Below are 14,225 nucleotides of genomic sequence, written 5' to 3' on the forward strand. Positions count from 1 at the left end.
AGAAATTAGTTTGTTAAGTGCTCGAAAGAGCTGTAAAGAAAAGAAGGGTACGCTATGCACATGCCATCGCCTAATACTGTAGCTCCCGCTCAAGGTTTATACCAACCGGATGAGTTTAAAGATAACTGTGGTTTCGGTTTAATCGCCCATATGCAGGGTGATGCAAGCCATGATCTCGTCAAAACCGCAATGCATAGTTTAAGTTGTATGACCCACCGTGGTGGTATTGCCGCAGATGGCAAAACCGGTGACGGCTGTGGTCTACTCCTTGCTATGCCAAAAGAATTTTTCCGTGAAGAAGCGAAAAAACTCAGTGACATTACATTGAGTGAAATCTTTGCTGTAGGTACGGTATTTCTAAACCTAGACCCTGCATTAGCCGCACATGCAAAACAAATTTTAACCAAAGAAATCGAAGACGAAGGTTGTAAAGTCATCGCTTGGCGTGTTGTGCCAACCAATAACGATGCGTTGGGTTCAATCGCGATGCAGTCATTGCCTGCATTTGAACAAATTATCGTGAATTGCCCAATGGGTGTTTCAGAGGTTGAATTCAACCGTAAGTTGGTGATGGCACGTCGTCGTGCAGAACAACAGCTGACTGCTGACCCATACTTCTATGTAACCACTTTATGCTCAACTGTGATCAGCTATAAAGGTTTGATGATGCCAGCAGCCATTGCTGACTTCTATACCGATCTTGCTGATGAGCGTTTAAAGTCACACATTGTTGTATTTCATCAGCGTTTCTCAACTAATACTTTGCCTCGTTGGCCATTGGCTCAGCCGTTCCGTTACTTAGCACACAATGGTGAGATCAATACCATTACCGCAAACCGTAACTGGGCGATGGCACGTACACCAAAATTTGAAAACCCATTATTGCCGGGTTTAACTGAGCTGAATCCAATTGTAAACCGTACAGGTTCGGATTCTTCAAGCTTAGATAATATGCTGGAAATCCTTGTCGGTGGCGGTATGGACTTGTTCCGTGCGCTACGCATGTTGGTTCCACCTGCTTGGCAAAACGTTGAAACTTTAGATGCGGACTTACGTGCATTCTACGAATTCAACTCGAAGCATATGGAAGCATGGGATGGTCCAGCAGGTCTGGTAATTCAAGATGGTCGTCATGCGATTTGTATGCTTGACCGTAATGGTTTACGTCCAGCACGTTGGGTAATTACCAAAAATGGTTACATCACCTTGGCGTCAGAAATTGGTGTTTGGGGTTATGAACCAGAAGACGTTGTGTCTAAAGGCCGTGTCGGTCCGGGTCAAATCTTGGTGATTGATACCTTTACCGGCAAAATGCTCGATACTCAAGATGTGAGTAATCACCTCAAACGTATGCGTCCGTACCGTCAGTGGTTACGTGAAAACTCAGTACGTGTGCAAGGCAGTCCAGAGCTCGAAGAATATTTATGTGACCAAGGCTTAAAAGGCGATGACCTGAAAGCTTCACAAAAAATGTTCATGGTTACCTTTGAAGAGCGTGACCAATTGCTTCGTCCAATTGCTGAAAGCGGTCAGGAAGCCGTGGGCTCAATGGGTGACGATACGCCAATGGCAGTATTGTCTCGTCAAGTGCGCCATGTGTCTGACTACTTCCGTCAGCAGTTCGCGCAGGTTACGAATCCGCCAATCGATCCATTACGTGAATCGATCGTAATGTCCTTAGAGACATGTCTCGGCCGTGAACAAAATGTATTTGAACAAGGTCCAGAGCATGCAGATCGTCTGATCATTTCAAGCCCTGTACTGTCAAATTCGAAAATGCATCAAATCCGTACCCTTGGCCGTAAAGGGTACGAGATTGCAGACATCGACCTGAACTATGCAGAAGATGAAGGCTTAGAAGCTGCCATCGCGCGTATTTGTGAAGAATCAGCACAAGCGATTCGCGATGGAAAGACTTTACTTGTATTGTCTGATAAGAAAATCCGTCAAGGTTTCTTACCTGCAAATGCATTGATGGCAACTGGCGCGGTTCACCATTATTTAATCAATGTGGGTCTTCGTACCGATGCCAACATTATTGTCGAAACTGGTTTAGCACGTGATGCACACCAGTTTGCGGTGATTCTTGGTTTCGGTGCGACAGCGATCTATCCTTACCTTGCATATGACGTGATCAATGACTTGATCGCGAAAGGTGAGTTGTTGGGTGATCCAATTCATGCGCAAGCTAACTTCCGTAAAGGTATTGAGAAAGGCTTATTGAAAGTCCTTTCTAAGATGGGTATTTCTACTGTTGCCTCTTACCGTGGCGGTCAGTTGTTTGAAGCGGTCGGCCTCTCTGATGAAGTGGTTGCAAAATGCTTTACTGGCGTGCCGAGCCGTATTAAAGGCGCAACATTCTCTGATCTAGAAAATGACTTGAAAAAATTGGCCGATTTGGCGTGGAAATCACGTAAACCAATTGATCAAGGCGGTATGCTGAAATTTGTATTCGGTAAGGAATATCACGCATTTAACCCAGATGTGATCAATGCACTGCATAAATCTGTGCGTTCTGGTAATTATGCGGACTTTAAAGAATACGCAGAGCTAGTGAATAACCGTCCAATCGCAACGATTCGTGACTTATTCAAACTGAAAACAGATCAATCGATTGCACTCGATCAAGTTGAATCCGTAGAAGAGATTCTGCCACGTTTTGACTCGGCTGGGATGTCTTTAGGCGCATTATCGCCTGAAGCGCACGAAGCTATTGCAATCGCTATGAATACCATTGGTGGTCGCTCGAACTCAGGTGAGGGCGGTGAAGACCCAGCGCGTTACGGCACTATTCGTAACTCGAAAATCAAACAAATTGCATCTGGCCGTTTTGGTGTGACCCCTGCATATCTAACTTCTGCAGAAGTCCTTCAAATTAAAGTGGCACAAGGTGCAAAACCAGGTGAAGGTGGTCAGTTGCCGGGCGGTAAAGTGAATGGCTTAATTGCACGTTTACGTTACTCAGTACCGGGTGTGACATTAATTTCTCCGCCGCCGCATCACGACATCTACTCAATCGAAGATTTATCACAGTTAATTTTCGATTTAAAACAGGTTAACCCACAGGCGATGGTGTCCGTTAAGTTGGTTTCTGAGCCGGGTGTTGGTACGATTGCGGCTGGTGTAGCAAAAGCATACGCAGATTTCATTACCATTTCTGGTTATGACGGCGGTACAGCGGCTTCTCCACTTTCTTCAATTCACCATGCAGGTTCTCCATGGGAGCTTGGTCTATCTGAGGCGCATCAGGCGCTTCGTGTGAATGACCTGCGTGGCAAAGTCCGTGTACAAACCGATGGTGGCTTGAAAACAGGTCTAGACGTTGTGAAAGCAGCGATTCTTGGGGCTGAAAGTTTCGGTTTCGGTTCTACACCGATGATCGCATTGGGTTGTAAATACCTACGTATTTGTCACTTAAACAACTGTGCGACCGGTGTAGCAACACAACAAGATCATTTACGTCAGGAACACTATATTGGTGAGCCTGAAATGTTGATCAATTTCTTCCACTTTATTGCGGAAGAAACACGTGAATGGTTAGCAGCGCTAGGCGTTTCAAGTCTGAAAGATTTGATTGGCCGTACAGATTTACTGGAAATGCTTCCGGGTGAAACTGAAAAACATGCACACCTTGATTTGAGCGCATTGCTCCAATCGCATCCTGCGGCTGAAGGCAAAGCACAGTACTGTGAAGTACAAGGTAATGCACCATTTGATAAAGGCCTCTTGGCTGAGAAAATGGTAGCTGAAATGCTGCCAGCGATTGAAGCAGGCACAGGCGGTGAATATAGCTTCACTATCGGTAACTGTGACCGTTCAATTGGCGCGCGTATTTCGGGTGAGATTGCAAAACGTTATGGCAACCTCAGCATGGAAGCACATCCTGTTAAAGTTAAATTAACAGGGACTGCAGGTCAGTCATTGGGTGTTTGGAACGCAGGTGGTTTACACATCAGCCTAGAAGGCGATGCGAATGACTACGTGGGTAAAGGTATGGCTGGTGGTCGTATCTCGATCTTCCCACCGAAAGGTTCACCGTTCCAAACGCAAAATACTGCAATCATTGGTAACACCTGTTTATATGGTGCAACAGGCGGTAAATTGTTTGCTGCAGGTACAGCAGGCGAGCGTTTTGCTGTACGTAACTCAGGTGCGTTTGCCGTGATTGAAGGTGCAGGCGACCACTGCTGTGAATACATGACGGGTGGTATCGTGACTGTATTGGGTAAAGTGGGTCATAACTTTGGTGCGGGTATGACAGGCGGTTTCGCTTATGTGCTCGACCTCGACAATGACTTTGTTGACCACTACAACCACGAACTGATTGAATTGAACCGTATCTCTACAGAATCGATGGAAGAACACAAAGAGTTCTTGTGCCGTATCTTAGATGAACATATTAAAGAAACAGGTAGTGCTTGGGCGTATAAGATCCGCAACGAGTTTGACTTCTATAGCCGCAAATTCTGGCTTGTGAAACCAAAAGCTGCTAATTTGCAGACTTTGTTGAAAACAACTCAAGCTGATCCACAATAATTCCACTACTGCAGATTTGATAGGCAGGTGTAAGTCCAAACATGCTTACACCTACCCACGGAGAGAGACATGGCAGAGCGCCTAAATAATGACTTTCAGTTCCTGGATGTAGCACGCCAAGATCCAGAGAAAAAAGATCTAGTTGTCCGCAAAGCAGAATTTGTGGAAATCTATAAACCGTTTACAGCTGAAGTTGCAAAAAATCAAACGCACCGCTGCTTAGGTTGCGGTAACCCGTATTGTGAATGGAAATGTCCAGTACATAACTACATTCCAAACTGGTTAAAACTGATTGCAGAAGGTCGCATTTTCCAAGCGGCAGAATTGTGTCATCAAACCAACACCTTGCCTGAAGTTTGTGGTCGTGTGTGCCCGCAAGACCGTTTATGTGAAGGCGCGTGTACGCTAAATGACGGCTTTGGTGCAGTCACCATTGGTAATGCTGAAAAATATATTAACGATACGGCTTTTGCATTGGGCTGGCGTCCAGATATGTCACACGTTAAGTGGACAGACAAGAAAGTTGCGATTATTGGTGCAGGTCCTGCTGGCCTTGGCTGTGCCGATATTCTTGTACGTAATGGTGTGAAGCCAGTTGTATTCGACAAACGCCCTGAAATTGGTGGTTTGCTGACATTTGGTATTCCAGAATTTAAAATGGAAAAAGACGTAATGAAACGTCGCCGTGAGATTTTCTCTGGCATGGGCGTTGAATTCCGTCTAAATACTGAAATTGGTAAAGATGTGACCATTGATCAGCTTTTGGCTGATTACGACGCTGTATTCATGGGTATGGGAACCTATACTTACATGAAGGGTGGTTTTGCGGGTGAAGATCTTGTTGGTGTTCATGATGCACTGGATTTCTTGATTGCCAATGTCAACCGTACGCAAGGTTGGGAAAAAGATCCATCTGAATACATCAGCATGGAAGGCAAAAAAGTGATTGTTCTCGGTGGTGGTGATACCGCGATGGACTGTAACCGTACCTCGATCCGTCAAGGTGCCGAATCCGTTGTCTGTGCCTACCGTCGTGATGAAGAAAACATGCCGGGTTCACGTCGTGAAGTGAAAAATGCACGTGAAGAAGGTGTGGATTTCCAATTTAATCGCCAGCCAATTGAAATTGTGGGTGAAAATGGCAAAGTGACAGGTGTTAAAGTTGTGACTACACAGCTTGGCGCACCTGATAGTCGCGGTCGTCGTAGCCCTGAACCAGTTCCGGGTTCAGAAGAAATTTTACCAGCAGATGCAGTATTGCTAGCCTTTGGTTTCCGTACCAGCCCCGCAGATTGGTTTACTACATCAAACATCAGTATGGATGGTTCAGGCCGCGTCATTGCTGCTGAACAGCAAGAATTTAAGTTCCAAACATCGAATCCGAAAATTTTTGCCGGTGGTGATATGGTCCGTGGATCTGACCTTGTGGTAACCGCAATCTGGGAAGGTCGCCAAGCTGCAGAAGGTATTCTTGACTACTTAGATGTTTAAGTCATGACATGCCAGTGATTGCATTGGATTTATTCAAAAAACTCGCTTCGGCGGGTTTTTATTTTTTGGAATTTACCTCAAATGACAAGTAAATGGATTTTGCAGATAAATACGCTGAAAAGTTGTCAGACAGCGCTTTAGAATGGTGAATTATGCAAGTGTGCTAGCACATTTTGCCATGTGTGAAAGAGCTTAGGAATTACATACTGCGATCATGATCCAAATCTTAGGAAGCGACCATGACGCAAGTGACGACACAAAAAGCATATTTAAATCGTCCTAAAGCCATAGGCATTACGGTACGTCGAGCACAATTCAATCCTAAAGCGATTCGCCGGCATTATTTTGCCAACTCACCGGTCATGTCGCATTTGTTGACGGCATTGTCATCGACCTTTCCCATTGGTGAGCAATTCTTTGTGCATAGCGTGCGTAATGTACGCGATAAAGTCAGTGATGAAAAATTACAAGCTGAGATCGCAGCATTCATTGGGCAAGAAGCGATGCACTCAAAAGCACATGCAGAATTTAATGATGCTTGGCGCAGTGAAAGCTATAATTTGGATCGCTTTCAAGCATGGTTAGCTCGAAAAGATAGGTATGTAAAAAATCTACATCCCAAAATACAACTCGCTATTACCTGTGCTTTTGAACATTTTACTGCGCTGTTGGGGGGGTATATTTTAAGACATCCTGAAGTGCTCAGTACTTTGGATGATGACGCGATTAAACTATGGGTGTGGCATGCAATTGAAGAAATTGAACACCGTGCAGTAGCTTTTGATGTCTATCAACATGTCTATGGTGATGACAAAATCCGTCGCATGATTATGCGCAGTGTGACCACAGGTTTTGCGAGCTTAACTTTTTATTCTGCCACTAGATTGTTTTTGCAAGATAAGAAAAAAAGCTTACCTAAAGTGGGAGGTAATTTATTTGGTATATATTTATTGGGCAAAATGTTTGTTCAGTTGTTGCCAGAATACTTATCTTATTACAAAGCAGGATTTCATCCCGCTGAGATTGATTACAGTAAAATTGTCGGTTATTGGAAAACTAGACTTGCTGAAGACTACCAATTTGAAGGTTTTCAAGATCATCAAACACAAATTTTATATAGTTAAGATTGCAGCCCTCGAAAGAGGGCTTTTCTTTGAATAAAAAGAATAGGTGATAAAATGGATCACAAAGAAAATACATAAAAAAGGTAAAAATTCAGGTTAGAATGAATTTATTTAAACAATTACAAATAAATACTTGAGGTTAAGGGATATGAATTTAATGAAAAAAAGCATGCTCACTGTAGCCCTTGTGAGCACACTAACATTAAGCGGTTGTGGCTATAACACTTTACAAGTCAAAGATGAGGCCGTTACGGCAGCATGGTCTGAAGTACAAAACCAATATCAGCGCCGTGCAGATTTGGTGCCTAATTTGGTGAATGTTGTAAAAGGCTATGCAAAACATGAAGAGCAAGTGCTAACGGAAGTAACGCAGGCACGTGCCAATGTAGCAGGTCTAAAAGTGGATAAAGAAGTTTTAGAAGATCCAGCACTGTTCCAAAAATATCAAGAAGCACAAGCGCAGATGACCAGCGCACTTTCTCGTTTAATTGCAGTCTCGGAAAATTATCCAGACTTAAAAGCCAATGAGCAATTCCGTGATTTACAGGTACAGCTTGAAGGCACTGAAAACCGAATTGCTGTCGCACGTAATCGCTACATTACTACGGTACAAGACTTTAATGGCTATGCACGCCAATTCCCGCAAGTGATGACGGCTAAAGTCATTGGTATGGATACAAAGCCTAACTTTAGCGCAGAGCAAAGTGCACAAACTGCACCAAAAGTTGATTTTAATTAATTGGCGTCACTGCATTGTGAGGTGGGCTGATGGTGTATTTTGAGCTAAAACATACAGGTTTGTTGTGGTTGCAGCGCATGGTTTTAGCATGCTTATTGTGTGTGGTGGGTTTCACACATGCAGAAACTGCCACCGCTACAGATGTAGATGCTGAAACAGTTGTTGTCGGTAAAATATTAAAAGATCAGCAGTCAGCTACGCAAAAAGAAACAACAGCACAGCCTGAAATCAAAATTCAGCAGCCGAATATTGCCAATGATATGGTAGATGGAGAGTCAATTCGTGGCTTGCCGACCCTAAATGAACCTGTAGTTGATCAGGCAAATTTACTTTCTGCTGCTGAAAAGCAAGCCATTAGTCAGAAAATTTTACAGTTACACGAACAGGGCAAAGCACAAGTTGGTGTCGTGATTGTGCCAACCACGGGCCAAGAAGATATTTTTGATTATGCCATGCGTGTTGCAGAAAAATGGCAACTCGGTTCAGCAAAACGTGACAACGGGATATTGATGGCGATTGCTGTGAATGATCACAGAATACAAATCCTGACGGGTTATGGGCTGGAAGGAATCATGCCTGATATCATCGTTAGTCGCATTATTCGAAATCAAATTACACCTCATTTTAAGGAAGCCCAATATGCTCAAGGTATTGATGCTGGCTTAACGGAAATAACCCAAATTTTAAATCAAGACCCTGAAGTTGCCGCTCAAGCAGCCCAAGAGTTAAAAGAACGTCAGGAACAAGCTTTACACGAGCAAGAAGCCAAAGAGAAAACGTTTACAACGGTTCTCATCATTTTGGTGATTGGTATTTTTGCATCCTTTATTGTGGGTAAGCGCTTAAGTGCGTCAACTGCTGCTGTTGCAGGTACCGTTGCGGGTTTGGTCAATGGTGCAGGTCTACTCACCAGTCTGTTGATGGGTGGAGCAATTTTCTTTCTACTCATAACTGCTATTGCTCAAACCATTTTTCAAATGTTCCTTGCCGGTGGTGGTGGGGGTGGTGGCCGTAGCGGAGGTGGTGGCTTTGGTGGCGAAGGCTATAGTGGGGGCGGTGGTGGCTTTGGCGGTGGGGGAGCATCAGGTTCATGGTAACGAAAACAGAAACAACAGAAATTGTCACCTGTCCTAAAACACAGGAAATACAGCAACCAAGTTTTAAACGCTGGTTGAAGCACTTTTTTTATATGCCTGCAGCAAACCGGTTTTTTAATAAGCAAGATCAGCAGGCCATTGCACAAGCGGTGACAGAAGCTGAGCATGGCCATGTGGGCGAAATACAGGTGGTGATCGAAGGGCATATTCCTTCCAACCAAGCCTATTATCAAAATACCCGTGCACGTGCTGAACAGCTCTTTGCTGAACTGGGTGTGTGGGATACAGAATTTAATAGTGGTGTTTTACTTTATTTAAACTTATGTGAACGTCAGGTTGAAATTGTCATTGATCGCGGGATGAGGCAGGCGACCGATGCCCAAGTATGGCAGGATATTTGCGCGCGAATTATCCAAAACATGCAAAATAAACAATACCGAACAGCTTTGACGGTTGGTGTAAAAGAAATCGGTAAAGTGATGGATCACTTTTATGCAGGGAAGCCAGTAGATAGAACTAATGAAATTGCAAATGCGCCAATAATTCTGCGCTAAAAAACGGTGATAAAGTGACACAAATCGTCACTTTTAAACACAAAAAGAGACGTAATGATTACAAAAAATAAAAATATTTTTTTAAAGTGCTGTTTTTTCTGTCATTTTCACTATAATAAATCTTGGCACGCTCTGTGCTATTTATAAAACAAGCTACATAGCTTTATTAAATAATTAAATTAAAAAACATTTGTGGAGAATGTTATGAATGCTCAAAAAGGTTTTACCCTTATTGAATTAATGATCGTTGTTGCAATTATCGGTATTCTTGCTGCGATTGCGATTCCTCAATACCAAAATTACATCGCTAAGTCTCAAGTTAGCCGTGCAATGTCTGAAGCAGGTGCTATTAAGACAGCAGTTGAGTCATGTTTAAATGATGGTAATACAGCTATTGGTGCTTGTAATCTTGGTGCAACTGCATCAAATATTTTAACTTTAACAGTAGCTGGGTCTGCACCATCAACGACTGCTGGAGCAACATTGGGAACAAATGCCGCAATTTTATCGGAAACTACGGCAATTGTGGCAACATTTGCAGACAAAGCTGCTGCAACTTTGAAAGCAACACCATCTACACTTACTTGGGTTCGTGATGCTACTGGTTCTTGGCGTTGTCACACTACTGCTGAAGCAAAATATCGTCCATCAGGTTGTTCTGCTTCTCAATAATAAAAAATTTAAAAAAGCTCTCTTAAGAGAGCTTTTTTATGAATAAATGTATTTATTATTACCTGATTTTTATCTCTTCTTTTACCATCAAAATTTCCATATTATTTTGATGAGCGTCTTTGTTTTTGTCTATTTATTTTCATTTTTTAAAACGTCTCAATATTTATTTGTATTGTTTCCATTTTTATTTTTTATTCCTGCATATATTTATTATATTTCGATTTATCATGTTGAGTTTAATGAGCAGATACTTAGTATTGTTATAGAAACAGATATTCAAGAAGTTTTACAGTTTTTAGGAGGAAATATCTATTTTTATATATTTTTCTATTTCTCATGGTTGGTATATTGTATTTATATTTGCTATAAAAATTATTTTCATCCCATAGTATGGTGTCATTGGAGTCGCTATCTTGTTTTAGTTTTAGGGACATTATATTTTTTAATTGGTTATAGTTTTAATGCTGCGGTTGTCAATGATATTAATGCAGCGACTGGAAGTCCAGAAAAAAATTTTCTAGTTGAAGAAGAAAATAGTTTCTTGAAAGACTTAAAGCAAACATATCCTCTAGGCCTAGTAATTAGTAGCTTTAATGTATTTAAAGAACAAAAAAAAATAAATCAAGCATATGAAAAAAATAATAATTTTAAATTTGATGCAAAGCGTAGTGAATTTTTAGATGAAAAAGAAATTTATGTTTTAGTATTGGGGGAAACAAGTCGTAAAGAAAGTTGGCAGTTAAATGGTTATACACGTAAGACTAATCCAAAACTTAGTCAACAAGAAAATTTAGTAAATTTTACAAATTTTATTTCGCTATCGAGCGCAACACGAAGTTCGATTCCAATGATGTTGACGCGTAAGTCAGATAAAGCCGTTTATCGATACGATTTTGCAGAAAAATCAGTTATTTCAGCTTTTAGAGAAGCAGGGTTTAAAACCTATTGGTTGTCTACACAACAAAAAATTGGCGTCTATGATACGAGTACTTCCGTTTATGCAAAAGAAGCAGACGAAATACATTTTTTAAATAAAACTGGATATACAAATGCGGGTGAATATGATGATGTATTAATTCCATTATTTAATAAAATCGTGGAAAATCCAGAAAAGAAACGATTAATTGTAATCCATACATTAGGCAGTCATTATAACTATGTTCACCGTTATCCATCATCATTTGCAAAATTTAAACCAGACCTTTCGTCTTTAAATAATTATAGTTTGCAAGAACTGAAATATAAGAAAGAATTAAGAAACAGTTATGATAATAGTATTATTTTTACAGATTATGTTCTTAACAGCCTTATTCAGATACTTAAAAGTCAAACAGAAGTTCGCTCATTTTTATTATATAGTTCGGATCATGGTGAGGACTTGTTTGATAAAAAATGTTTGAAAAGTGGACATGGACTAGAAACAGCAAGAAATTTTGAAATTGCTGGTTTTGCATGGTATTCAGATAAATTTGAAAATCAATCTCCAGAAAAAGTAAAATATCTTAAAGATAATAAAGACAGGAAGATTAATCAAACATCAATCTTTCCTTCATTGATTGATGCTGCTGATATTTCGATTCCTAATGACTCATTATCAAGAAGTATTTTAAAAAACTTTAAAAATTATCCACGATTGGTGATGGGAGGGAGGGACTATGATCAAGCAAAGTTTATTGGGGAGTGTAAAGAAATAAAATGATTAAAAGTAACGAGAAAATGTTAGAAAGTTTGACTGGCGTTTTTTTTATTTCTGGATTTAGTGCACTTATTTACCAAGTGTGTTGGCAACGTATATTATTTACAGGCTTTGGGGTTGATTTGACTTCAATTACAGTGATTGTTTCAGTCTTTATGGCTGGTCTTGGGGTCGGTGCGTATTTTGGTGGACGAATTGCTGATAGGTTTAAGCATTCTTTATTAATGATCTTTTGTTTAATAGAGTTAGGAGTAGGTGGTTTTGGACTATTTAGTGCAAAAATTATATATTTAATACAAGATATATTTATTCATAGTAGTCTTTTAGTACTAACTCTGATCACTTTTTTGATCCTTATTTTTCCTACGTTTTTGATGGGGGCTACACTTCCTGTTTTAACCAGTTTTTTTAATCGCTATATTTCCAATATAGGTGAATCAATTGGAACTTTGTATTTTTTTAATACTTTAGGTGCTGCGATAGGTGCATTAGCAACGGGATTTGTTTTGTTTAACTATATAACACTTTCTCAGACAATTTACTTGGCTGCAGGGTTAAACATCTTCATTGCATCTATTATATTTTTGAAATATGGACGTGAAAATCATGAAAAACAATAAATTAATTTTTATAATCTCATTTTCAAGCGGTTTTCTCAGTTTAGCACAAGAAATTATTTGGATGCGATACATTTCATTTCTTGGTATGTCGGTTCCGCAAACTTTTTCTTTTACTTTAGCTATATTTCTTATGGGGATTGCATTTGGTGCACATGTAGGTAAAAAAATATGTAAAAATAATAAAAATCTAAAAGTTGATTATTTAGGTAATGTTTTTTTTATTGCTGGTATCATAGATATTTTATTAATTATATTTGTTTATTTGTATAGTCACTATTTAACGCCTTCTATTTTAATTTTAGGTTTGTGTGTTTTTATTTGTGCTGCTGTTCGTGGCATTATTTTTCCAATGATTCACCATGTTGGTACAAAAGTTTCAAAAACAGGTGCACAAATTTCTAATGTTTACTTTAGTAATGTGTTCGGAAGTGCTTTGGCACCACTTTTAATAAGTTTTTTTGCCTTGGATTTTTTCAATACACAGCAAGTTTATTTAATTATCTGTTTGTTAACGTTAGTGATAGCAGTATTATGTCAAAAAAAATTAAATATGAAACTGTTATCTTTGAGTTTTGTTATTGTGCCATTTGTACTGATGCTTTTACCTGAAAAGATTTTTCATGAATTATCAAAAAATAGTTACCAACTAAATCTTTATCCAAATTTTATTTTAGAAAACAAACATGGAGTTATACAAGTTTATGAAAATAATAAAGATCAAATTGTCTTTGGAGCAAATGTATATGATGGTAAATTAAATACTAATATTTTCCATAATTCTAATGGTATAGATCGTGCCTATTTAATTGCTACACTTAATCCAAAAGCGGAAAATATCTTAGTTATTGGACTAAGTACTGGTTCCTGGGCAAAAGTATTAAGCTTAATGCCAAATATTAAAAAAATGACTATCATTGAGATTAATCCTAATTATATAGAGTTGATTAAATTATATCCTGAAGTTGGAGGTTTGCTTGATGATCCAAGAGTTGAAATAGTTATTGATGATGGTCGAAAATGGTTAAAGAAAAATAATAATATAAAATTCGATACTATTTTGATGAATACGACGTGGCACTGGAGAGCGTATGGCTCAAATTTGCTGAGTAAAAATTTTGTCGAAATTATTAGCCAACGTTTGGAAGATAATGCGTTAGTTTTTTATAATACAACTGAGTCTATGAATGCTTTTTCTACAGCAAAAACTGTTTTTCCTTATGTATATCAATATAAATTTTTTGTGTTGGGTGCTAAACATCCACAGAAATTAGATGTTGACACTATTGCACATAATCTATGTTTAATGAAAGATCCAATCACTCAAAAATCAACTTTTAATGATCTAAATGAATGTATTAATGCAGCACATATTATTTATAGTAATGAGTTGATTCCTTTTGATAAAATTCAACTGAGTCCTCGATATAAGCAAGTCATCACAGATGATAATATGATTACTGAGTTTAAATATGGTAAAGGGTTGTGAATATGAGTTTATATATCTTTAAATTGATTCTAATATTTTTTCGGTTTTAGTTGTTTATATTTGAAAGTTTTAATCATTATATTATTGATTACTTTGAATTATATTTACCTTTTTTAACAAGGTGATATAATTATTTTAAAGTTGTTGATGATAGTTTAGGATATATATTATTTAGGGCTATTAATTGTTTTAGTTGAATTGTCTTAATCA

At 39.2% G+C, this 14,225-nt stretch carries 10 protein-coding genes; all 10 read left to right on the top strand.

What is annotated here, in order from left to right; genetic code table 11:
• The first annotated feature begins 60 nt into the window (after positions 1-60).
• The 10 genes from gltB (at position 61) to FTV50_RS09680 (ending at position 14,015) form a co-directional block, all read left to right on the top strand.
• Positions 61-4,536, top strand: coding sequence for a glutamate synthase large subunit (gene gltB, locus FTV50_RS09635; RefSeq protein ID WP_180024288.1), 4,476 nt, complete (start codon positions 61-63; stop codon positions 4,534-4,536).
• 69 nt (positions 4,537-4,605) lie between these two features.
• Positions 4,606-6,027, top strand: a complete 1,422-nt coding sequence (locus tag FTV50_RS09640; RefSeq protein ID WP_180024289.1) for an FAD-dependent oxidoreductase — start codon at positions 4,606-4,608, stop codon at positions 6,025-6,027.
• Between the two features lie 239 nt (positions 6,028-6,266).
• Positions 6,267-7,151 (top strand): metal-dependent hydrolase, encoded by an 885-nt coding sequence (locus FTV50_RS09645; protein ID WP_180024290.1) that lies wholly within the window; start codon positions 6,267-6,269, stop codon positions 7,149-7,151.
• 148 nt (positions 7,152-7,299) lie between these two features.
• Positions 7,300-7,890, top strand: a complete 591-nt coding sequence (locus FTV50_RS09650) for a LemA family protein (protein WP_067762997.1) — start codon at positions 7,300-7,302, stop codon at positions 7,888-7,890.
• A gap of 29 nt (positions 7,891-7,919) precedes the next feature.
• Positions 7,920-8,987 (top strand): TPM domain-containing protein, encoded by a 1,068-nt coding sequence (locus tag FTV50_RS09655; protein ID WP_180024291.1) that lies wholly within the window; start codon positions 7,920-7,922, stop codon positions 8,985-8,987.
• Positions 8,981-9,541: a TPM domain-containing protein gene (locus FTV50_RS09660; protein ID WP_180024292.1), complete on the top strand. Its 561-nt coding sequence runs from the start codon at positions 8,981-8,983 to the stop codon at positions 9,539-9,541. Before FTV50_RS09655 ends, FTV50_RS09660 begins: the two co-directional genes overlap by 7 nt.
• A 204-nt stretch (positions 9,542-9,745) precedes the next feature.
• Positions 9,746-10,213 carry a pilin gene (locus tag FTV50_RS09665; RefSeq protein ID WP_180024293.1) on the top strand — a complete coding sequence of 156 codons (468 nt, stop codon included), beginning with the start codon at positions 9,746-9,748 and terminating at the stop codon, positions 10,211-10,213.
• 46 nt (positions 10,214-10,259) lie between these two features.
• On the top strand, positions 10,260-11,912 hold the full coding sequence (locus FTV50_RS09670) for a phosphoethanolamine transferase (protein WP_180024294.1): 1,653 nt from the start codon (positions 10,260-10,262) through the stop codon (positions 11,910-11,912).
• On the top strand, positions 11,909-12,529 hold the full coding sequence (locus tag FTV50_RS09675; RefSeq protein WP_180024295.1) for a fused MFS/spermidine synthase: 621 nt from the start codon (positions 11,909-11,911) through the stop codon (positions 12,527-12,529). Before FTV50_RS09670 ends, FTV50_RS09675 begins: the two co-directional genes overlap by 4 nt.
• Complete coding sequence (locus FTV50_RS09680) at positions 12,516-14,015, top strand: fused MFS/spermidine synthase (RefSeq protein ID WP_180024296.1); 1,500 nt, start codon at positions 12,516-12,518, stop codon at positions 14,013-14,015. Before FTV50_RS09675 ends, FTV50_RS09680 begins: the two co-directional genes overlap by 14 nt.
• The last annotated feature ends 210 nt before the right edge of the window (positions 14,016-14,225 follow it).

This window comes from Acinetobacter sp. YH1901134 (assembly GCF_013416965.1).
Lineage (GTDB): Bacteria > Pseudomonadota > Gammaproteobacteria > Pseudomonadales > Moraxellaceae > Acinetobacter > Acinetobacter amyesii.

Excerpts from the sequence above, each read along its gene's own strand:
- FTV50_RS09675 (WP_180024295.1), top strand. The coding sequence starts at position 11,909 with ATGATTAAAAGTAACGAGAAAATGTTAGAAAGTTTGACTGGCGTTTTT.
- FTV50_RS09645 (WP_180024290.1), top strand. The coding sequence starts at position 6,267 with ATGACGCAAGTGACGACACAAAAAGCATATTTAAATCGTCCTAAAGCC.
- FTV50_RS09650 (WP_067762997.1), top strand. The coding sequence starts at position 7,300 with ATGAATTTAATGAAAAAAAGCATGCTCACTGTAGCCCTTGTGAGCACA.
- FTV50_RS09640 (WP_180024289.1), top strand. The coding sequence starts at position 4,606 with ATGGCAGAGCGCCTAAATAATGACTTTCAGTTCCTGGATGTAGCACGC.
- FTV50_RS09670 (WP_180024294.1), top strand. The coding sequence starts at position 10,260 with ATGTATTTATTATTACCTGATTTTTATCTCTTCTTTTACCATCAAAAT.
- FTV50_RS09665 (WP_180024293.1), top strand. The coding sequence starts at position 9,746 with ATGAATGCTCAAAAAGGTTTTACCCTTATTGAATTAATGATCGTTGTT.
- FTV50_RS09680 (WP_180024296.1), top strand. The coding sequence starts at position 12,516 with ATGAAAAACAATAAATTAATTTTTATAATCTCATTTTCAAGCGGTTTT.
- FTV50_RS09655 (WP_180024291.1), top strand. The coding sequence starts at position 7,920 with ATGGTGTATTTTGAGCTAAAACATACAGGTTTGTTGTGGTTGCAGCGC.
- FTV50_RS09660 (WP_180024292.1), top strand. The coding sequence starts at position 8,981 with ATGGTAACGAAAACAGAAACAACAGAAATTGTCACCTGTCCTAAAACA.
- gltB (WP_180024288.1), top strand. The coding sequence starts at position 61 with ATGCCATCGCCTAATACTGTAGCTCCCGCTCAAGGTTTATACCAACCG.